At 60.6% G+C, this 20912-nt stretch carries 22 protein-coding genes and 2 tRNA genes; 6 read left to right on the top strand and 18 right to left on the bottom strand.

Features of this window, described 5'->3' with window-relative positions; genetic code table 11:
* Positions 1-4: 4 nt before the first annotated feature.
* The 11 genes from CQ019_RS18285 to CQ019_RS10825 form a co-directional block, all read right to left on the bottom strand.
* Complete coding sequence (locus tag CQ019_RS18285; protein ID WP_146112459.1) at positions 5-865, bottom strand: hypothetical protein; 861 nt, start codon at positions 863-865, stop codon at positions 5-7.
* On the bottom strand, positions 862-1500 hold the full coding sequence (locus CQ019_RS10850; RefSeq protein WP_096285377.1) for a flavoprotein: 639 nt from the start codon (positions 1498-1500) through the stop codon (positions 862-864). Before CQ019_RS10850 ends, CQ019_RS18285 begins: the two co-directional genes overlap by 4 nt.
* 92 nt (positions 1501-1592) lie before the next feature.
* Entirely contained in the window at positions 1593-1763 is a 171-nt protein-coding gene (locus CQ019_RS18530) for an LxmA leader domain family RiPP (RefSeq protein ID WP_176484142.1), read from the bottom strand.
* A 44-nt stretch (positions 1764-1807) separates the two neighbouring features.
* Positions 1808-1978, bottom strand: coding sequence for an LxmA leader domain family RiPP (locus tag CQ019_RS18525; protein WP_181148426.1), 171 nt, complete (start codon positions 1976-1978; stop codon positions 1808-1810).
* A 44-nt stretch (positions 1979-2022) separates the two neighbouring features.
* Entirely contained in the window at positions 2023-2193 is a 171-nt protein-coding gene (locus CQ019_RS18520) for an LxmA leader domain family RiPP (protein ID WP_181148426.1), read from the bottom strand.
* Positions 2194-2365: 172 nt separating this feature from the next.
* Positions 2366-3313: a T3SS effector HopA1 family protein gene (locus tag CQ019_RS10845; protein ID WP_176484141.1), complete on the bottom strand. Its 948-nt coding sequence runs from the start codon at positions 3311-3313 to the stop codon at positions 2366-2368.
* Positions 3313-4419, bottom strand: coding sequence for a class V lanthionine synthetase subunit LxmK (gene lxmK, locus CQ019_RS10840; protein WP_258133984.1), 1107 nt, complete (start codon positions 4417-4419; stop codon positions 3313-3315). The genes CQ019_RS10845 and lxmK overlap by 1 nt, the downstream gene beginning before the upstream one ends.
* A gap of 74 nt (positions 4420-4493) precedes the next feature.
* A complete protein-coding gene (locus CQ019_RS18745) occupies positions 4494-4622 on the bottom strand; it encodes a hypothetical protein (RefSeq protein ID WP_258133558.1) in 129 nt (42 codons plus the stop codon).
* Positions 4623-4662: 40 nt separating this feature from the next.
* Positions 4663-5568, bottom strand: a complete 906-nt coding sequence (locus CQ019_RS10835) for an ABC transporter permease (protein WP_105569677.1) — start codon at positions 5566-5568, stop codon at positions 4663-4665.
* A complete protein-coding gene (locus tag CQ019_RS10830) occupies positions 5565-6539 on the bottom strand; it encodes an ABC transporter ATP-binding protein (RefSeq protein ID WP_105569676.1) in 975 nt (324 codons plus the stop codon). Before CQ019_RS10830 ends, CQ019_RS10835 begins: the two co-directional genes overlap by 4 nt.
* 749 nt (positions 6540-7288) lie before the next feature.
* Positions 7289-7365, bottom strand: a tRNA-Arg gene (locus tag CQ019_RS10825).
* Between the two features lie 319 nt (positions 7366-7684).
* Here CQ019_RS10825 and CQ019_RS10820 point away from each other — a divergent pair.
* The gene (locus tag CQ019_RS10820; RefSeq protein WP_105553392.1) at positions 7685-9517 is read left to right on the top strand and encodes a phosphoenolpyruvate carboxykinase (GTP); all 1833 of its coding nucleotides are present in this window, start codon (positions 7685-7687) and stop codon (positions 9515-9517) included.
* A gap of 92 nt (positions 9518-9609) precedes the next feature.
* Here the strand turns inward: CQ019_RS10820 and CQ019_RS10815 are convergent, their stop codons facing one another.
* Together CQ019_RS10815 and CQ019_RS10810 are read right to left on the bottom strand one after the other, a co-directional pair.
* On the bottom strand, positions 9610-10818 hold the full coding sequence (locus CQ019_RS10815; RefSeq protein WP_105553391.1) for a multidrug effflux MFS transporter: 1209 nt from the start codon (positions 10816-10818) through the stop codon (positions 9610-9612).
* Positions 10819-10849: 31 nt separating this feature from the next.
* The gene (locus CQ019_RS10810) at positions 10850-11770 is read right to left on the bottom strand and encodes a DMT family transporter (RefSeq protein ID WP_105553390.1); all 921 of its coding nucleotides are present in this window, start codon (positions 11768-11770) and stop codon (positions 10850-10852) included.
* 158 nt (positions 11771-11928) lie between these two features.
* On the opposite strand from CQ019_RS10810, the gene CQ019_RS10805 reads away from it, so the two are divergent.
* Together CQ019_RS10805 and CQ019_RS10800 are read left to right on the top strand one after the other, a co-directional pair.
* A complete protein-coding gene (locus CQ019_RS10805) occupies positions 11929-12456 on the top strand; it encodes a PadR family transcriptional regulator (protein WP_096285361.1) in 528 nt (175 codons plus the stop codon).
* Entirely contained in the window at positions 12453-13451 is a 999-nt protein-coding gene (locus tag CQ019_RS10800) for an alpha/beta fold hydrolase (RefSeq protein WP_096285359.1), read from the top strand. The genes CQ019_RS10805 and CQ019_RS10800 overlap by 4 nt, the downstream gene beginning before the upstream one ends.
* A 76-nt stretch (positions 13452-13527) precedes the next feature.
* On the opposite strand, the gene CQ019_RS10795 is transcribed toward CQ019_RS10800, so the two are convergent.
* From CQ019_RS10795 to CQ019_RS10780, 4 genes are all read right to left on the bottom strand, one after another.
* Positions 13528-14703 (bottom strand): globin domain-containing protein, encoded by a 1176-nt coding sequence (locus CQ019_RS10795; protein ID WP_105553389.1) that lies wholly within the window; start codon positions 14701-14703, stop codon positions 13528-13530.
* 120 nt (positions 14704-14823) lie between these two features.
* Entirely contained in the window at positions 14824-15276 is a 453-nt protein-coding gene (locus CQ019_RS10790; RefSeq protein ID WP_105553388.1) for an Rrf2 family transcriptional regulator, read from the bottom strand.
* A gap of 10 nt (positions 15277-15286) precedes the next feature.
* Positions 15287-15760, bottom strand: coding sequence for a hypothetical protein (locus CQ019_RS10785; RefSeq protein WP_096285353.1), 474 nt, complete (start codon positions 15758-15760; stop codon positions 15287-15289).
* Positions 15761-15773: 13 nt separating this feature from the next.
* A complete protein-coding gene (locus tag CQ019_RS10780; RefSeq protein ID WP_105553387.1) occupies positions 15774-17198 on the bottom strand; it encodes a phosphomannomutase/phosphoglucomutase in 1425 nt (474 codons plus the stop codon).
* Between the two features lie 144 nt (positions 17199-17342).
* On the opposite strand from CQ019_RS10780, the gene CQ019_RS10775 reads away from it, so the two are divergent.
* The 3 genes from CQ019_RS10775 (at position 17343) to CQ019_RS18515 (ending at position 20670) form a co-directional block, all read left to right on the top strand.
* Complete coding sequence (locus tag CQ019_RS10775; protein WP_096285349.1) at positions 17343-19463, top strand: ATP-dependent DNA helicase RecQ; 2121 nt, start codon at positions 17343-17345, stop codon at positions 19461-19463.
* Between the two features lie 30 nt (positions 19464-19493).
* A complete protein-coding gene (locus CQ019_RS10770) occupies positions 19494-20420 on the top strand; it encodes a hypothetical protein (protein WP_105553386.1) in 927 nt (308 codons plus the stop codon).
* 91 nt (positions 20421-20511) lie between these two features.
* Positions 20512-20670: a hypothetical protein gene (locus CQ019_RS18515; RefSeq protein ID WP_181148424.1), complete on the top strand. Its 159-nt coding sequence runs from the start codon at positions 20512-20514 to the stop codon at positions 20668-20670.
* 145 nt (positions 20671-20815) lie between these two features.
* Here the strand turns inward: CQ019_RS18515 and CQ019_RS10765 are convergent.
* Positions 20816-20907: transfer RNA gene (locus tag CQ019_RS10765), tRNA-Ser, on the bottom strand.
* Positions 20908-20912: the final 5 nt, after the last annotated feature.

Genomic DNA, 20912 nt, shown 5'->3' with positions numbered 1-20912 from the left:
TCTCCTAAAGTTTCGCGTACTGGGTAGACAGATGGTTGACGGCCAAGTCCAAGAGCAGTTGGGCTTCGCGCAACGAGGCATGTCCGTAGTGGTGCCAGTCGTAAGCATGCTGGGTCAGCCGGTAGGCGCAGGCCAAACTAAAGCCGGATTCGCCAATGGCCTCGGGATAGGTATCCAGCAGTCCCAAGCGCAGCGGGTCGAGGTTTGTGCGCAATGCGGGGTAGAAGGCATAGAGCTCGGCAATTTCACCAAGAACCCATCCGAAGTCATAGGCGGGAGCCGCAAGTCCAGTGTCCTCTCCGGTCAACAGCGATCCACTACGGCCATTTGCGGTGAGCACCCAATGAGCCATGCCGGGGGAGCCATGCGCCAACGCCGAATCCTGAGTGCCCAGCATTCGCTGCGACCACCGCTTCAGTTGGCCTAGGGCCATGGGGCCCAACGTGTGCAACGCAGGCAACCATTTTCCACTCAGCCAGCCTTCGGCCCGTTGCAACGTGCGCGGTTCGCGAAGCGTTGTTTGACCGGTTATGGGGGTAGCGTGCAGATTATTGAGCGCCTCACCCCACAGCAGACCTATGCGGTGCATGTCCTTGGGGGAGCGTTGCTGGAGTTGTTCAGCAACGGTTGTGCCGGCAGTGGTAGCGTAGCTGCGAAATGTGGCGGTTCCCTCTCCCCACACAATGTGTTGCCGCTGATTCTCCGCAGAAGGGTTTTGCGTCTGGGAGAAATCGAGTGGTGCCTGGGCACCCAATCGTCGAGTCCACACGGCTTTGCCCTGCCCCAAATGCAGCTCCGTGACGAGCAGGCCCGTCGTGAGCCGGCGCCTTGGCGTGCTGCGCGGTTGCACTTCGGTTGTAGTCATTGCCGCTCAACCCCCGTAACAAGATCAACGAGTAAACGACGTTCCGACTCGAGGCGGCGCAATACTGCTGGAAAGGCGGGTGGAACCCAGGCGTCGGAAATAGCGCTGGATTCGCTCGGGCCGGGGACAGGATTGATCACGAGGAAGTTCTTCGGTTTGCGCAACTTCTCCAGAATATCCCTGACCAGTTGGTTTTCCATTGCACGTGGAGGAAGCGACGGCGCTATGCACACCCTTGCATGGGTGCTCAGCGCCGCAAGCAGTGAGGGGGAATCGCTGATGCCGTGGGCAAGCCGCGAAGTGTAGTCCAACGTGGCCGGGTAGATCAGGATCAGATCCGCCCACTCGGCCAAATCGATATGGGCCGCGATAATTTCATCGTCCCAATGGTCGGATTGGATCCGGGCCCGTAGCCGAGTCTCAAGGCTATGACGGGTGATGAAACGGCTGGCAGAATCGCGCATGACGATCCTGAACTGTGTTTCGGGGGCAGCTTCTAGGGCCCATTCAAGCCAAAACGGCATCATTTGAGTGGCAGCGGATCCGGTAAGGACCAGCACGACTTTTCGGTAGCCGAATCCTTCGAGCGTGAGATCCAGCTTGGAGGCGTCGGCCTTACTTTCTGCGGTGGTCATGGTGTTCCTTTTTGAGGGACTTGATGGGTCCGGTTGGGCGACGGCCCGAATAACGGCTCTGGGGCCGTCGCCTGACCGGGGTAGGACGGGGACTAGCAGCCCATCGTGAGCGTTGCGCCAATGAGCACGCCAGCGCAGAACGGGCTGGTGGCGGGTGCTTCGGTGGCGGCGTCGGCGCCGAGTTCACCGGCGGTGGTGAAGGTGTTGTGCGCCTGGGCGAGGTCGGTGAGGTTGGCTTGTGGTGCGAGTGCGTTGTTGTCCATGTCGTGCTCCTTTTTGGGTGTGATGGGTTGGTGGGTGTGGGGGCTTAGCAGCCGGCGCCGAGGGTGGCGCCGATGATGATGCCGACGCAAAGCGGGCTGGTGGCGGGTGCTTCGGTGGCGGCGTCGGCGCCGAGTTCACCGGCGGTGGTGAAGGTGTTGTGCGCCTGGGCGAGGTCGGTGAGGTTGGCTTGTGGTGCGAGTGCGTTGTTGTCCATGTCGTGCTCCTTTTTGGGTGTGATGGGTTGGTGGGTGTGGGGGCTTAGCAGCCGGCGCCGAGGGTGGCGCCGATGATGATGCCGACGCAAAGCGGGCTGGTGGCGGGTGCTTCGGTGGCGGCGTCGGCGCCGAGTTCACCGGCGGTGGTGAAGGTGTTGTGCGCCTGGGCGAGGTCGGTGAGGTTGGCTTGTGGTGCGAGTGCGTTGTTGTCCATGTCGTGCTCCTTGAGATAATTGCCGTTGAAGGCTGATGGTGTTGTTCCTCGGTTGAGGTGTGAACGCGTTTCCAGAGGCTGCGGGGGCGCCTCGACGGTACGCAAATTTTGGGGGGTGCTTCACCGAGGCGCTGAATTCGCTGGCTCGTGAATGCGGAAAGGTAGGAGAAGCTCAGAGATTGGTTGCCGGATTACGAGGATCGATCCTGGCTCTGGTCGCCTCAAATGCCCAGGCATCCTGCAGTCGCATCTCGTTCTTGGCCGCGGTCAGCAGTGCATCGGTGAGTACCCGGGAGCGGTGCTGTCCGAAGCTCAGCCCTCGGTGGGAAGGCCGTGGATCCGCCGATTCTCCCGCTTGCGAGAATCTTGGAGACAGCCGCTGGGTAAAGATCGAGTGCTCCGTGTGCGGGGCTGAGATCCGAGCCGTTGCGGCGGTGAGACGGTCGGCGATCTCCTGCACAGCGGTGTCTGGCACGTAGAGCACCATCGCGTCGCTGCGCGGATAGGCGAGGGAAGAGGAAAGCGCTTTAGCCTGATAGCCGCCGGCTGACTTTGCTAAGACATCTAGGACGATAGGCCAGAGTTCCAAGGCTTGAGCCGCCGAATCGCAGGTGACATAGATTCGTGCAGTGACCTGCTCCGCATCGATTCCGCTTGCTCCGAGCGCCAAGACGTATCCGGGAGTGGTCCGGGTGCGCCAGCTGGGCGTGCGCACGGCCGCTTCGGATGAGGGATCCAACCGAGACACATCGTGGTGTGGGACAAGTACCTTGACGCCGCCGAGGGTGACTACGTGGTGCTTGAGACCTTGGACATCGACCGTTTGCCTTGCGGGCGATCCGGATTGCTGCCAGATGCTTCGGTGGGGGATATCCGCGATTAATTCGTCCGCGAGATCCTGGTACCCGGTCGTTGGCATATTCTCGATGAGCGGATTTCTGATGTGCAGGTGAGTGTAGGTGGCCGCGCTAAGCTGCGATCTGAGCTCACTTCGACTTCCTGCGCTCAATGAGGTGCTCCCGATACGCGCCGTATTCGCCGCCAAGTCCACCCTGACGTGATCGGCCAATCCTTCAAGTATTCGCTCAAAGCTCGCCCAGCGGGTGAGGGTCGGTGGCATCAGTGTTCACTCCTTCCGAATCCAAGGGCTTGGTAATAGCTGCCAGGACTAAGCAACGCCTTTCGTCCGACGCCGGCTGCGGCTCGTTCGATGCCAGGTAGCCGGGAGACCATTGCAGCTCGGGCAATTGAACGATCGATGAGATGCCAACCCAGATGCGCGGTGGCGCGCACGGGGAGCTGCTCGTCATAGCCGGTTGCGATGCGGGTGTAGCTGCGCCAGAGTTCCTGGATCTGCGGGACCACCATGGCCATGCGTTGCGCCATGACCGCTGTGGCCTGCTCTTCGTCGAAATGTTCCGGGGGCGCCCCGGCATTGCCCCGGCTGGTGACCGTGTCGAGAACCGCGCGGTAGATCCATTCTCCGGCCAGCATGCCGAGATCCCGGGCGGGATCTCCTAGTCCGAATTCCTCCCAGTCGAGCAGGAGTAGCTCGTTCTCCTCAAGATGAAACTGGTCGAGCCGCAGGTCCGCGTGGATTGGGCTGGTTTGATGCTGCAGTTCCCAGTCACGCAGTTCAACGGCTGCATTGATGAGTAGATTATCGGACTGCAACTGCGCCCACAGCGCGATTTCGGCGAGGGTAAAATTCTGGTACTGGGCCTGCGGAACGCCGAGGTGCAGCATTTCAATCGGGGGACTGGAAATGGTGGTGGGCTCCAGACCTGTCGGGGCAGCGGTATGCAAACGTCCAAGGAGTTCACCGGCCCGTGACGCGAAATCTGCCGGCACCCGTTCCTCAACCACCATGCTGGCTAGGCTTTCACCGGGGCAGTAGTCAAAGATGAGAAGGCGTTCAATTTCATTCGAGGCGATCAGGCGTGCGCTTGCCGGCGCATGGTGCGGATGCGTGTGGGCGAAGCGTGCGAATTCCAAGGAGCGATTGAACGCTCGCGGCGTCGAAGATTTTTCGGAGAAACGTTTGGCAAAGACCTTGCTGCCATCGGCTAGCGTCAGGACCCAGGTCCCGTTGCGCCCGGCAAAAGCTGCCGGAGAAATACTCCGGACCGAGGCCCGCCCTAGCTGTTCCAATAGCGCATCAGCCAAAAGTGAAGCCTGATGAGCCTCGGGGTTCAAAGATCGAGGATAAAGCGTAGTCGTGCTCATGATGATCTGCTTCCTTCCTGTTCGTACCGGCGACGCCGATACGAACAGGGAATCTCGAAGAGCTGACGGGGTCGCTAGCGGAGGAAATTGGTGACGACGTAGGCAATGGCGACGCCGAGGGCGAGCAAGGCGAGATTACGCAGTTGCTTTCGAATATTCGAGGGCTTCTTGGCGAGATCCTGATGATTGTCGTTGTCAGTCATGGGGTGTCCTTTCGTCATTGACTGTGTGAAGCGGGAGAATCTAGGCGGCATCGTCGGAGCTGAGCGCATCGCGTAGCGAGACTCGCGAACCGGTACGCAGCGCGTTGTTCCGGTAGAGCTTGGTGGCCATCCAGAAAAGCACTGGAATGGACAGCACCGCGATTGCGGCGGAGGTCGCCATCTGCCAGGCATCTACTCCATCGAGTCCGACGCGCATCGGCATGAGGTACGAGGAGAACAGCGGTACGAACGACAGGGCGTGCAACCAGCCGTTCTCAAGATTATTGGGCAGGACATAGAGCGCTAGTACCAGCAGCACCATCTGCAAGACCGACAGCGGCATAACCGCAGAAGCTAAATCTTCTTGGCGGGCCACGGTGGCCGCCAGCGCCGTGTTCAATAGCGCAAAGATGGCATATCCAAGCAAGAACCAGATCAGGAACCACACCAGGATAGGTCCAGCTTCCACGTCGAGTAGCGAGAAGCCTCCCACCACCGAGAACCCGAGCACCCCTGCGCCACCGATGACCAGTAATTGCGTGAGAGTTACCAGGCCGATGCCGATGAGCTTGCCGAGCAGCAACGGCGTGATACCGATTTTGGTCAGCAGGATTTCGACGACTCTCGAAGATTTTTCCTCCACGACCCCGGTGGTCAGGCTTTGAGCCGAATAAACCAGAGAGGTAAGGAGTGCACAGATCATGGCTGTGGCAAAGAGCATTCGAGGATTAAGCGTGAAGGCCTGAAATTGCTCCATGGAGTTCACGAGGAACCAACCGCCGATGCCTGCTGCTGCGGCGACTCCCAGGGCAAGTAATCCGGTGGTAATCAAGATGGTTCGATTGGCCGTCCGGGTGAGGATTTCGCGCCGAATTACCAATCCAGTTTCGCGGAACGTTCCGCTCAGGCCCGGCATGATGTTAAGGCTTAGCGGCTGGGTGGTCATGAGATTCCTCCTGCATTCTGGGCGAGTTGTGCGTTGATGGTCAGTTCGCCACGTCCGGCGGAAATGAAGTCCTGGGACAGCAAGTCGTCCAAGGATCGCTGAATTGCTTCGATGCTGCGCAAGGAACCATGACGTTGCGCCGCCGCCAGTAGCGCCGGCGGCAGGTCCAGATCGGTTCCGGACATGGACACGAACACCGTGCTGTGGTCTTCGGCGGGCAACGTGACTGTGAGCCCTCGGATCATGGCGATCTCTGCTGCGAAGCCGTCGGCATTCGCCGAGAACCTCAGCTGCCATCTGCTTTGGCCGTCATTTTGCAATTCGGCGACACTGCCGCTGGCCTTCACTCGCCCTTGGTCGAGGACGCAAACCTTGTCGCAAAGACGTTCTACCAGGTCAAGCTGGTGGGATGAGAAGAGCACCCCCACACCGCGGGCAGCCTGTTCGCGAAGCAGCGAACCCATCGTGGCCACCGCGGTTGGGTCCAAACCAGAGAACGGTTCATCGAGGACCAGAAGCGCAGGATTGCCGACGAGCGAGACAGCCAACTGGACACGTTGCTGATTGCCCAGCGACAGGTCCTGGATTAAGGTTTTTTCCCGCCCGGTCAAGCCCAGGGAGCCGATAAGATCGTCGGCAACCGCTCTGGCCTGTTTTCCCATATGGCCTTCCAGCAGAGCAAAATGAATAATTTGCTCGCGGACGGGCATTTGCGGGTAGAGTCCGCGTTCTTCTGGCATGTAGCCGATGGCTCGACGATCTGCCGTGGTGATTGGTGATCCATCCCAGGTGATTTCTCCCCGGTCGGCGTTCAGCAATCCGAGGATTAGCCGCATCGTGGTGGTCTTGCCGGCGCCGTTACCGCCAATGAACCCGACGATCTCGCCGCGTTGAACCGAAAGGTCCATATCGTGCAGAACCGTGCGGTTGCCGAAGCTGCGGACGATGCCGGTGAGCTGCAGTCCGTTCATGAGGTGCTCCTCGTGTTGGTTTCGTTATCGATACCGACTCTATGGAGCGAAGAACGAGCTGACCCTGTACTTGAGTACAGTTCTGCATTGTTCTAAAGGCCAATATTCCTTCCTGAGCGGGAATTGATCAGCACTCCTGGCAGATTAGTTGAGCGTATATTCGCAGACTATCGATTCGCTTCCCGCTGTTCGAAGTGTGGGTATTCGGCCTGCCGCCATTTAATCCAGCTGAATCATATAGAGCGGAATTATTGGTCTTTTGTATATGTGCCGCATGCGCGGACCGGTGAAAAGTTGTTGGTGGCACAAAGCTGCCGGGCACGTCATCATCTAGATCGCGAAAACTGGAGAAACTCATGGTCAAGTTGCTTACCGCTGGAACCGTTGCACTCAACACCACACTTATTTCCTTGGCCGACGCGGCATTCAGCGGAGCATTGCTATGCCAGTACTTCGGATTCTCTTGCTAGCTCAGGTTGCGAATTCCACGCTGAGTAAAGGTATAAACGTTGCTCATGACTCAGTGGGCCATGGGATTCAGCAGCTGCCGATAGCCCCATGACGCGTTTTCGCGCAAATGCAGAATAAGGTGCTACAAGCCGCGCTGAGTCCATTGGCTCCTGCTCGCTGACCCTTGCGGCGCCGACATGGGACGCGGACAGCGGGATCCGGCATTAAGGACTTGCAGAAGGTTAAACGAAAAAGTCTCGGGACATCAAATCAACGATGTCCCGAGACTTTTACTTTTTTGGTGCGCCCAGAGGGATTCGAACCCCCGGCCTCCTGTTCCGTAGACAGGCGCTCTATCCAGCTGAGCTATGGGCGCATATTTAGTTTGCTTGATTCACTCTCGCGAACCTCGAATAACTATACAGATGAAATTCGATCGGTACAAATCGCAGGTGGACGGTATCTATCGAAAGTGAACAGAAGGTTATGTGAAGAATCCAAAAGGGTACCGGTCTACGTGACCTTGGTCACATAAATGGGTTGATGTTCATCGATAAACCCCCGAAATTTCGGGAAATTTATCTTCCCAAGTCTAACATCAGCCCAATGCTGAGGATTGGGTCACACAATGTGCCAGCTGGAGTACCCCTAGCCTTGATTTATTGACAAATTCAGCCCAATGGAGGGAATGGATAATGAGCACGAGCTCCGATCAGAACGTAATCGACGCAGCGCCAACCACGCACGCAAAGTTGGCAGCTTGGGTTGAGGAAGTTGCCGCGCTGACGAAGCCCGAACGTGTTTATTGGGTCGACGGCTCCGCTGCGGAGAATGACCGCCTGACCGCTGAACTGGTTGAGGCCGGCACTCTGGTTAAGCTGACCGACCCGAACTTCCCGAATTCCTACGCAGGATTCTCGGATCCGAAGGACGTCGCCCGTGTTGAGGAGCGCACCTTCATCTGCTCGGAGAAGGAAGAAGACGCCGGCTTCACCAATAACTGGGAAGACCCAGCGAAGATGAAGTCGATGCTCAACGGACTGTTCGACGGATCGATGCGCGGACGCACCATGTACGTCATTCCTTTCGTCATGGGCCCGCTGAACGCCGACGAGCCTGCATACGGTGTAGAGCTGACCGACTCCGCCTACGTGGTCGCTTCGATGCGCGTCATGGCCAAGATCGGTAGCGAAGTGCTGCGCAAGATGGAAGCCGAAGAAGCCTTCTTTGTTCCTGCGTTGCACTCGGTCGGCGCACCGCTTAAGCCAGGGCAGGAAGATGTCGTCTGGCCATGCAACGAAGACAAGTGGATCGTGCACTTCCCCGAAGAGCGCGCCATCATGTCTTACGGCTCGGGCTACGGCGGAAACGCCCTGCTGGGCAAGAAGTGCTACTCGCTGCGCATTGCCTCGGCAATGGCCCGCGACGAGGGTTGGCTCGCCGAGCACATGCTGATCCTGAAGCTGACCAGCCCACAGGGCAGGTCCTACAACATTGCAGCGGCCTTCCCCTCGGCCTGCGGCAAGACGAACCTCGCCCTGCTGGAACCAACCATTGAAGGCTGGAAAGCCGAGACGCTGGGCGATGACATCAACTGGATGCGCATCGGCAAGGACGGCGAGCTGCGCGGGGTGAACCCGGAATACGGCCTGTTCGGTGTGGCGCCGGGCACCGGGTGGTCCACCAACCCGAACGCCATGCGTGCCATCACCAAGGGCAACTCCATCTTCACCAACGTAGCGCTGACCGACGAAGGCGGCGTCTGGTGGGAGGGCATGACCGACGAGGCTCCGGCGCACCTGACCGACTGGTTGGGCAATGACTGGACGCCAGAGTCGGGCACCAACGCGGCGCACCCGAACTCCCGTTTCTGCACCCCGATCGACCAGGTCGACATGCTGTCCGAGGATTACTACTCGCCAAACGGCGTGAAGATCGACGCGATCCTCTTCGGCGGACGTCGCAAGACGACCATCCCGCTGGTGACCGAGGCACGCAGCTGGACCAACGGCATCTTCATGGGTTCAACCCTGTCCTCGGAGACCACCGCCGCCGCTTCCGGCGCAACCGGTGTGATCCGCCGCGACCCGATGGCCATGCTGCCATTCATTGGCTACAACGCAGGGGACTACCTGAACCACTGGGACAAGATCTCCGAGAAGCTCAACCCGGAGCAGATGCCGAAGATCTTCTTGGTCAACTGGTTCCGCCGCACCGCCGACGGCGGCTTCGCATGGCCTGGTTTCGGAGATAACTCGCGCGTGCTCAAGTGGGCCATCGAGCGTATCGAAGGCACCGCGGACGCCAAGGAGACCATCATCGGCAACGTGCCAACCGGCGACTCCCTGGACCTGACGGGTCTGAAGGATTTCACCCCAGCCGACGTGGAGGCCGCCGTGGCGGTCAACAAGGACGAATGGGCCACCGAGGTCGAGGGAATCGAAGAATGGTACGAGAACTTCGGTGACGCGCTGCCAGCATCGCTGCGTGCCGAGCTCGACGGTTTGAAAGCCCGCCTCAGCGCCTAGCTTTCGGTGGCAGAAGATCCCGTGGGATCCGCAGAACTGCGGATTCCGCGGGATCTTCGTTTAACCACGCGGAGTTGATTGCCCGCCCATCGCTAGGGGTGCTCCATGGCGCCGGGGTGGAAACGATCCGCGGTGTAGAGGAGCGCGCCAAACGCGATCAGCGAACTGGCCACCGCGGTGAGCGCAAAGGCCAACGCGGAATCCGCCCCGGACAGACCGACCAGCGGGGTGGCTAACGCGCCGATGAGGAATTGCGCCGACCCCAAGAGTGCGGAGCCCGAGCCCGAAACATCGCGCACCTCGGCCAACGCCAATCCGGTGGTATTGCCCATGGTGAAGCCGATCGAGGAGACCAGCACGAAGATCACCGCCGCCAGGCCCAGACTGCGTATCTGGAGCATCGCCAGCAGGAGGATCACCAGGCTTGCGCCCAGCAGAATCGTCAGCGCGACCGATATGGTGCGGCGTAGCGGGACCCGGCCCACCAGCCGTGCAGAGACCAAGCCCGAAAGGATCAGGCCCGCCGCGTTGAGGCCGAAGCATAGGGCGTAGCCCCGCGCGCTGAGACCCAGCACCTCTTGATAGAGGAAGGGCGAGGCCGAGACATAGGCCATCATCGCGCCGAAAGCGAAGCCGAACTGGACCAGGTAGCCGACAAATCGCCGGCGGGAGAGCGCCAGCTTCAGCGGGGCAAGGAAATTTCCGCCCGAACGTGCCGCGGGGGCGAGGGTTTCTCGGTAGATGGCCAGGGATCCGGTGACCATGAGCAGCGCGGCGGCGCTGAGCACCCACAGCACCAGGCGGAAGCCGCCTAGCTCACCGAGGTAGGCTCCCAAGAGCGGCGCCACCGCCGGAGCTATTGCCCCGAAAGTCATCAAAATGCTGAAGGTTCGTGCGGTCTGGACGCCCTTGGTCGTGTCGGCCACGATCGCCTTGGAAATCACCACGCCCGCCGCTCCGCCGATGCCTTGCAAACCGCGGGCGATGCTCAACGCCTCCAAGGATGGCGCCAGCGCGGCGGCCACCGAGGCCAGCACGAATAATGCGGTGCCCCAGCGCAACGGCCTGGCGCGGCCTAGCCGGTCCGAGAGCGCTCCCCACAGGAGCTGTCCAAGGCCCATCCCCAGCAGGAAGAAGGTCAGGGTCAGCTGGATCGCCGAAGCGGAAGTGGAGAACTCCTGCGTCATCGCCGGGAAGGAAGGCAGATACATGTCCGTGGCCAGCGGGCCGGTGGTGCCCAGCAGGATCAGCAGGGCAAAAAGCGGTGGGGTCAAGCGTGAGCGCTCGAAGGCAGAAGGCATAAGCCCATTCTAGAAGCGGAAACCGCCCTAGCTACGCTTGTTCCCTAGCGAGGTCCGTCGCGGGTACCTGCTCCAGCGGACCGGGCGGTTTGGCGGCAAACCAGGTCACCCCGGCACCGGCCAGCGCCACGCAAAGGATGCCGAGCAGGGACAACCAACCCAGCTGCTCACCGAGCACCAGCCAACCGATCAGCGTGCCCATGGCCGGGTCGATGGCGAACAGCGTACCCACCACGCGGGCCGAGGATATGCGAGCCGCCAGGGTGTCCACCAGATAGGGGATGGCCACCCCGATCGCGCCGCTCAGGGCCAGCAGTCCCCATTGCGCTCCGGTCACCTCGGCAACCTTCGGGATGCCGAAGGGCAAGGAGACCAGCGCGGCGATCGACACGGACAGCGCCAGCGAGCTGACGGAGGAGTCGCCTGCCTTGCCTACCTTCTCGGCCAGCAGGGTATACAACGCGAAGCAGAGTCCCGCCCCGATGCCGAAGGCGAAGCCGAGCAGATCGAAATGGCCGCCGGGCCCGGCAATGAGAATCACCCCGCCCAGGGCGAGCAATGCCCAGGCGGCCTCGCGGATACGGCGGGAGAACACCAGCGCCACCACCGCAGGGCCCAGAAAATCCAGGGTGACGGCAACGCCTAGGGGCAAATATTCGATCGCCTTATAAAGCAACAAGTTCATCGCCGCCATGACGATTCCGTAGCAGGCAATCGCCGACCACGCGCTCGCGCTGTGCCCGCGCACGGTCGGACGCAAGAAGACCAGCAGCACCACGGCCGCAAGGACTAGCCGCAAGGAACTGACGGCGGGTGAGCCGAGTGCCTCGAACATGCTTGCCGAGATTGCCGAGGAGCTCTGCACTCCGATCGAACCCAGCACCACGAAAAGCGCCGCGCGGCCACCCGAATGTGGCGGGGCGGCCGGTTTGCTTTGAGCTTGGGAGTTCATAGGGGGACAACCTTTTTCGAGTCGGGGCCTCTCTGATTGAAGTGCAGGCAGGTCAGTTGGCCAAGAATACGGCGTGGAATTGTCACAATCCGGGTTCAGTTTCCAGCTACCGACGGGTAAGTGGGTGCAAAATCAACTAAATATGAAAAGATGAATCCATGGTTTTGGCACGATTGATTCTAGGGTTGCTTTGTTTGGCGCCGATGACTGGTTACGAGCTCAAGAAGCACTTTGACTCCTCTATTAATCACTTCTGGAACGCCGACAAGGCACAGATCTACCGCACGTTGGCGCAGCTGGTGGATCAAGGCTGGGCCACGGTGACCACCGTGGCCCAGTCGAATTATCCCGACCGCCAGGAGCACCACATCACCGATGCGGGGCGCGAGGCCCTGGTCGGGTGGCTTTCCAACGGCGCGGCCCACGGTGCCGAACGAGATCCGTTCATGGGCCAGGTCTTTTTCGCTGCCGAGCTGCCGCGCGAGGACATCGACCAGCTGCTGGTCGAACGCCGGGCCAAGACGCAGGCGATCCTGGATGACTACCTCTCGCAGCGCGAGGGCATCGATATGCGAGCTGCCGCGGACCGTCGTAGCTTCCTGATGGCCGCCACCTTGGACCATGCAATCCGACAGCAGGCCGCCGAGCTGGAGTGGCTCGACGCAGTATTGGAGCATCTGCCATGACGCTAGGCAAAGATCAGGGGCCCACGGCGAAGAAATTCACCCGCGAGGCTACCGATTACCCCGAGCTGCATCCGGCTCGCCGGCAGGCGGGGCCGCATAAGCACGAACAGACGCTGGTGTTCCTGCATGGCGGAAACGTCGGCAACTGGAGCTGGGATCCGCAGGTCCTGGCCTTTGGCGACTATAACGTCTTGACCTTGCACCTGCCGGCCTTCGGCGCGCGCAGCGAAGAAACCTGGCAGGGACTGGATTCCGCCGCAGACGATGTGGCGGCGCTGATCGCCGACGAAGTATCCGAAGGCGGAGTGCATCTAGTCGGGATGTCGCTCGGCGGTGTCATTGCCTTGCATGTGGCGGCCCGGCATCCGGAACTGATCGATTCGCTGTTGCTGACCGGAACTCCGGTCACCGGAGTTCCGGCCGCGGCACGTGCGGTGAACCGGATGCAGCTCAAGCTCATCGGCAGCGAATGGTACTGGCGGTTCCAAGCCGGCGCCTACGGCATGGTGGATGACGAAAGGGAGCTGTTCACCGAACACGGGGTGATGCTGAAGCCGGAGAATCTGCGCGCCATCATGGACGATCTGGATCCCGGAGGAGTGCCGGAAAGGCTCTCTGCCTACACCGGCCCGGTGCTCGCGCTGGCTGGGGGCAAAGAACCCAAACTCGTGCAGAAGTCTTTCGCGGCGCTCCGCGAGGAGCTTGGGCAGGCGGTGACCCGGGTGGTCCCGGGAATGCACCACCAATGGAATATTGAGAACCCCTTGCTGTTCAACTCCGTGGTGCGGCGTTGGATTACCGACTCGACGATCCACCCGATCCTCGTAGATCCGTTAACCGCCAAGCCATCGAAACAGCCCAAGGCTTCCAAGCAGGCAAAGCCCGAGCGCGCGGCAACTGTTGAAGCGCCCGCAGAAAAGCCGGAGCGAGCCTCAGCGCCGCAGTCCGCGGTCCCGGACGAGAAACCGAAAGCTAAAAAGCCCGAGAAGAAGTGAATGGCTTCGGCTGACAGCTAAGCGCGGTGCAGCTGCCCCCATTGATGTAGCTGCACCGCGCTTAGCCGGTCTATATTCAGGCTGCTAGCCAAACATCCGGTCCGAAGACCTCGTAGTGGATGTGCTGGGCTGGGACGCCGGCGGCCAGCGCCTGGCCGCGGACCGCGTGCATGAACGGCAGTGGCCCGCACAGGTAGAGGTGGCTGCCGGCGGCAACCTGATCGCTCAGGTCCATGAAGCCCGCGGTGGCCTCGATGCGTTCCGGAAGTTCTCCGCGTTCGAACCAGGTGCGCAGCTTCGCCTGTGGCAGCTGGGACAGCGAATCGAGCATCTGCTCGCGCAGCGGCCAGGAGGCGTAGTCCCGGTCCGCATGCAGCACGGTGATTTCACGGGTCGAGCCGTGCGCCGCCAGGGTGCTCAGGGCCGCGGCGCTCGGAGTGCAGCCGATGCCAGCGGTGGCGATGACCAGCGGTGCGCCAGAAACGTCGATGATGAGGTCTCCATAGGGATTTGAAAGTTCGACTTCGTCCCCGACCTGCAGCGCGCCATGCAGGACCGGGCTGAACTCGCCAGCCACATCAAGTTTCACGGTGAACGTGCGCCGTGCGGTGTTCTCGATATCCGCGCTGAGCGTGTACTGGCGAACCTGGCGCAGGCCATCGGCCATCGGCATGCGCACCGAAATGAATTGTCCGGGCTTGGCTAGGGTAGCCGCGGTGTCATCGCCCGGCTCGAAGCTGAAGGTCAGCGAGCCGTTGGCAGCTTCGGTACGTTCGATGAGCCTCCACGGGCTGTAGACGACGTCGTTTGCCTGCTGAGCGTACAAGCCCTTTTCGATCTTGATCAGCGCGTGGGCCATCAGCCAGTACACCTCGCTCCAGGCCTCCGCGATTTCCTGGGTCAGCGCGTCGCCAAGGTCCTCGGCGATGGCGGCGAACAGGTGCTCATGCACGATGGGGTACTGCTCCTCGACGACACCGAGCGAGCTGTGCTTGTGCGCAATGCGGGCCAGCATGGTTTCGGGCAGCGTCGCTGGCGAATTCAACAGGTGGGCGGCGAAGACCGCGATGGAGCCGGCGAGAGCCTGCTGCTGCGTTCCGTTCTTCTGGTTCGACCGGGAGAAGATTCCGTCGAGCAGCTGCGGGTGAGCGGCAAAGAGCCGCTCATAGAATTTTGGGGTGATGCTGGAGATGCGCTGACCAATAATCGGCAGCGTGGCTTCGATGATTGGGCGGGACTGGTTTGAAAGCATCTGGTCTCCTTGAAGGCGGGAATAACTTGTATTTGAAATACAAGATTATGCTTTTAGTTCTACTCCTTGTAGAAGATGATTGCAAATCGATCAGGAACTTAGCGGAAGCCCAGGGCTTGGCTACGCGCCATGACGAACAGTGGGGAAGGGGAGGAGACCAATTGCCGGCGAGTTTTCGCAAATCTCTTTGACCGTCAACGGGTCTAGGGAAGCATAAAAGGCTTCTCTGGCCGCCCGCAATGCCAAGCGCAGCCGGCAACCGCCAGCCAGGGGGCAATCGTCCGTTGCGTCATGAGATGTGCAGTCCACGACATCTTCACGCCAATCCAGCCGGCGCAAGAGCGCGCCCACGGAGAACGCTAAACCTTGCTCGGTCATCTGTGCGCCACCATGACGCCCACGGGTGACCTCGATGAGGCCCAGGGTGCGCAATTCCAGTACGGCCTTGGCCACGTGGTTATAGGGAACCCCGACTAGGTCGGAAACTTCACGGCTGGTCAGTTGGCCTACGCCCGGTGCGCCTAGAACCATTACGGTTCGTAGGCACACGTCGGCGAAGGCGCTGAGTTTCATGAACTCAAGTCTACTGCTGGGTGTTGGCCCACACCGACTCGGCGGATTCCGCGGCAGGATCTTCGAAGGTCCACTCGCCGCCTGGTTCGGATGGCATGGCGTATGGCTGGACAATCGCCAGCGCCGCGCCGACCTTGTGCTCGGCCACCACATGGATGGCGTCGCGGTCATCTGCTTCGAGCAGCACGTCCGAGGCGATCGCAATCGCATCGAAGTGGGTTCCCTGCTGGTTGAGCACCTCAACCAGATCCGCGGCCATGGCCTCGGTGTCGATGTCCGCATCCGGGTCTTCGGGGTTGTCCGTTGGTGGAACCGCGATCAGACGCAGCTCTGGCTCGCCATCGGCTTCCGTGGGTTCCAAGGCGATAGCGAAAGGCAGGAAGACGCCCTGCTCCTCAAGCTGCTCGCGGGCCACACCCAGTGCGGTGCCCAAAACCTTGTTCAGTGCGTCCTTGACGGACTCGTCTAGTTCTTCGAGATTCATGGCTTTGACCCCTTTACTTGGTGGTGTTTGCTTCGCGCACGATTGCTAAAACCGTATCGCGAATCGGTTCGATATGCTGCGCCGTGGCGCCTTCACCGTTGAAACGCAGGAACGGTTCGGTATTCGAAGGACGCAAATTGATCCACCAGCTGCCGTCCTGTGCGCTGAAGGTTGTGCCATCCAGCGTGCTGACGTCCACCGGCTGGCCGGCAAAATGCGCTACCACCCGAGCGATGGCACCAGCCTTGTCCGCGACCTCCGAATTGATTTCCCCGGTGGCAACATAAGGCTCGTATTCCCGGCCCAACTCGGAAAGCGGCAACTGCTGCTCACCCAAGGCCGCCAACACGTGCATGGCAGCGAGCATGCCGGTATCGGCATTGTAGAAATCACGGAAATAGTAGTGAGCCGAGTGCTCACCGCCGAACACCGCCCCCTGGACCGCCATCTCGGCCTTGATGAACGAATGACCCACACGGGTCTCCACCGGAACACCACCGAACTTCTGCACAAACTCGGGCACCGCCTTGGAGGTGATCAGATTGTGGATGACCACCGGTTGCTGCTCGCCCTCGGCCTGCACCCGCGCGATCTCCCGGACCGCCACCAAGGCGGTAATCGCCGAAGGAGACAACGGCAGGCCGCGCTCGTCGATCACGAAGCAACGATCCGCATCCCCGTCGAAGGCCAGCCCCAGGTCCGCGCCGTGCTCCAGCACCGCCGCCTGCAGATCCTTGAGGTTTTCCGGTTCCAGCGGGTTAGCCGGATGGTTCGGGAAGGTCCCATCGAGGTCGAAATACAGTGGCACGATCTCCAGCGGCAGGCCGGGAAGGACCTGATCTCCGAGAACCGCGGGGGTGGTCAAACCGCCCATGCCATTGCCGGCATCAACCACCAGCTTCAGCGGGCGGATCGCGGAAAGGTCCACCAGCTCGCGCAGGTAGCCTGCGTAGTCGGCCAGCACGTCGCGTTCGCTGACGGTGCCCTGGGCGCCGTCACCGGAAACCGGCAGGCCCTCATCCAGGTACTGCTGAGCTAAGTCACGAATGTCGAAAAGCCCGGTGTCCGAAGAGATCGGCCGTGCCCCGGCCTTGGACATCTTGATGCCGTTGTACTGGGCCGGGTTATGGCTGGCGGTGAACACCACGCCGGCGGCCTTGTGCTTGCCGGAGGCAAAATAAAGTTCATCGGTGGAGATCAGGCCGAGCATCACCACATTGGCGCCGCGGTAGGTGGCGCCCCGGGCGAAAGCCTGGGCAAAAGTCGTGCTTGACGGGCGCATGTCGCCGCCAACGAGGACATCCTTCCCGGCCAGGGACAACACGTCGACAAAAGCGGCGCCGATAGCTTCGACGGCTTCGGCATCCAGGCTTTCACCGACTACGCCTCGCACGTCATAGGCTTTGAAACTCTGGTTCAGGTCAATTTCTTCACTCACAGCATTCAGACTACCGGTTTGGCGGTGCCAGGCGGTGGCGAATGGCCAGTTAGTACATGGGAAATGGCTTACACTTCCACGCGGTTGTACCCAATGCGCGCCGAGGAGAACAAAAACGTGGGCCGATACTGAAATACTGTGGATATGGAAGCCACACAGCACAATGATCTGAAGAATCTCGCGCTGCAGAAACTGCGTGCCCTCGTACAGCATCCCGAGGCACAGTTTCACGACGGACAGTACGAAGCGATTAGCGCGCTGGTCGAAGAACGCCGCAGGGCGCTGGTGGTGCAACGCACCGGCTGGGGTAAATCTGCGGTGTACTTCATTTCCTCGTTGTTGTTGCGTGAACAGGGCTTCGGCCCCACCCTGATCGTCTCCCCGCTGCTTGCCCTGATGCGGGATCAGGTGGCCGCGGCAGAGCGTGCCGGAGTGCGGGCCGCGGCAATCAACTCCGCCAATGTACTCGAATGGCGCGAGATTCTGTCCAAGCTGGAACGCGACGAGATCGATGTGCTGCTGGTTTCGCCCGAGCGCCTGAACAATCCCTCTTTCCGGGAACAGCAGCTGCCGATGCTGATGAGCCGCCTGGGGCTGTTGGTGATTGACGAAGCCCACTGCATTTCCGACTGGGGACACGATTTCCGCCCCGACTACCGACGCATTCGTGACCTGATCAACCGTCTCCCGCAGGGCCTGCCGGTGCTTGCCACCACCGCAACCGCGAACTCCCGCGTGGTGCAGGACGTGGCCGAACAGCTCTCCGGCGGAACCCAAGAAGTCTTCACCTTGCGCGGCACGCTCGCCCGCGACTCGCTTCGCTTAGGGGTGCTCCGCCTGCCCTCGCCCCGAATGCAGCTAGCCTGGCTGCTCAGCCACATCGACGACTTCCACGGCTCGGGAATCATCTACACCTTAACCGTCTCTGCCGCCGAAGACATCGCCCGGCTGCTGCGCGATGCCGGGCATCCGGTTGCCGCCTACACCGGACGCACCGACATAGAAGAACGCGAAAAACTCGAACGCGCGCTGAAAGCCAATGAAGTCAAGGCGCTCATCGCCACCAGTGCCTTGGGCATGGGCTTCGACAAACCAGATCTGGGCTTTGTCATCCATGTGGGGGCGCCAAGCTCACCGGTTGCCTATTACCAGCAGGTCGGTCGCGCCGGTCGTGGCAGCATCAATGCCGATGTCTTGCTGCTGCCGGGCTCGGATGACGCAGAAATCTGGGACTATTTCGCTACCAGCTCCATGCCCGACCAGAACCGGGCGAACCAGGTCCTGGAGGCCTTGGCCCAAACCGACGGGGCGATGAGCGTGCCAGCTCTGGAAAGCGCAGTGAACCTGCGGCGCTCCCCGCTGGAGCTGCTGCTCAAGGTCCTCGCAGTAGATGGTGCCGTCGAACGCGTGGCCGGCGGATGGATGCGCACCGACATGCCTTGGGCCTACGACGCAGAGCGCTATAAGCGAGTGGCGCAAAGCCGGGTGCATGAACAGACCCTGATGATTGATTATGAGAACACCCGGGGTTGCCGAATGGAGTTCCTCACCAAGGCGCTTGACGACCCGGAATCAGCCCCTTGCGGACGCTGCGATAACTGCGCTGGCACCTGGTTCGATGACCACATCCCGGATGCGTCCAAAGACAACGCCCAAGCCGCCCTGGTGCGTGCCGGCGTCCAGATAGAACCACGCAAGCTCTACCCCTCGGGTCTGCAGCGACTGGGGCATTCGCTGAAGGGCAAAATCCCGGTGGATGAGCAATTGGCCACCGGCCGCTCGCTGGCACGACTGACCGACCTAGGCTGGGGTAACCGGTTGCGTCAGCTCTTCGCTGACCCGGTGGACAAGCCAATTGACCCCGCCATGCTCGAGGCCTGCACCAAGGTGCTGGCCGAGTGGAACTGGGAACAGCGTCCGGTCGCCGTACTGGCGATGCCCTCGACCAAGCGTCCACAGTTGATCAGTTCGTTGGCTCAGGGGCTGGCGCAGATCGGCCGGCTACGTTATCTGGGGCAGCTGGAATACCGCGGGACGCCGCCACAGGGCGGACCGGGCGGTAACTCGGCCTTCCGTCTGGCAGCCGTGGCAGACGCCTTCGAAATTCCTGCACAGATCGATCAACTGCTGTCCACCGCACCGGGGCCGGTGATGCTGGTTGACGATCTCGCCGACTCCCGCTGGTCCTTGGCGATGGCGGGCCGTGCATTGCGGATCGCCGGAGCACCGGGTGTTTTGCCTTTCACTCTGGGCATAGCAGGGTAATTGCACAGTTAAACGAAGTAGTCTGGATGTATGGAGATCGTCATCTGGCTCGTTGTTGCTATTGCTGTTATTACCCTCGGTTACGTGTGGCTTCAATCTGTCCGGAAGAAAAATACTACTCAGATTTCGCAAGCTATCAGTCGGGAAGCAGCGAAGGATGCAAACGCGAAGCTCGATGACAGCTCACGCAACGCCATCTATCGGAACCTTGCTAAGGGCGACGTCATGGGGGCCGTGCAGAATTATCGTGCGGTAACCGGTGACACGGTAAAGAACTGCGTGATCGCAGTGCGTAGCCTCGACGCTTATCCGCAGACCGCGCCGGTTAAGGAACTGCCGGTTGATGAAGCCGAAATTCAGGCGCTTCGGGACAAGCTGGAAGCTCAGATCGCCGATTCCGAAGAGGACTCGGGCGTGGCGACGTCTCCGGCCGTTGCCCCGGAAGCCGATGAGGATAAGTCTGACGATCTGTGGGTAGTTCCCGAAGAGTGGAGCAATCAGTTCGGCTCCGAGCAAGAACATAGCGCCACGCATTTTAAGATGGCCTTCGAAGTTGAGGGAGAGGCGCACGAGTTCTCCAGCGAAGAACTGCCACCCAACGAATACGATCAGCTGTTCTCGATGCTGCGGGACGAGAACTTTTCTGGTGCCGCCGAAATCCTGCACGGACACACGGGACTCCCCGTCGAAGACCTTGAACGCATGATCTCTACTTCGCCAATTGCCGGGCAAAGCTCGCATGGGAACGTGGCAGATTTTCGTTTCGAAGGCCAAGGCCCAGATGGACCGGTGCACTTCGACGCGGCCGATCTGCCCGAAGCAGAACGCGAAGCGTTATTTGACGCCATCGCGCACACCGACCTTGAACGAATGTCCGAGATCATTGTGCGCCACACGAAATTGCCTGATGACGTCGTGCAAAACATGCTTCGCACCTTCGTGAAGCGCAAGGACTAGATTCGTCGCCAATTTCGTTGCTTCGTGCTCAATGGATGGCTATCGTGAGGAGATACCAGCCAGTTCGACCGCTCACGAAAGGAACCTGACCGTGGATCCAAGCGACAAGGATGCGGACGAGAACTTACCTCCGATCGGCGATGACCAGCAGCAGAACGAGCAGCTAAATGAAGAAGCCGCAGCCAAGCTGCGCGAGGCGGAAGAACGGATCAAGGAAGCCGCGCACGATGTAGAGCGCGACCTGAAATGATCATCGAAAGCCCCTGAACTTTCGGCTCAACCGCCGTGTTCGGGGGTCTCTGCGTTAACGTGCCAATACCGGGCGGACATCCGGAAGCAGTAATTCTGCAAAGACCTAGAAGAAAAGTAAAACCCCCTAGTCACCTAGGGGGTTTTGGCGGACACGGGGAGATTCGAACTCCCGGTCGAGTTTAACCCCGACACTTCATTAGCAGTGAAGCCCATTCGGCCGCTCTGGCACGTATCCATCCG

It is taken from the genome of Arthrobacter sp. MYb229, assembly GCF_002975405.1.
GTDB lineage: Bacteria > Actinomycetota > Actinomycetes > Actinomycetales > Micrococcaceae > Glutamicibacter.
This window is presented reverse-complemented; position numbering and strand designations above follow the sequence as displayed.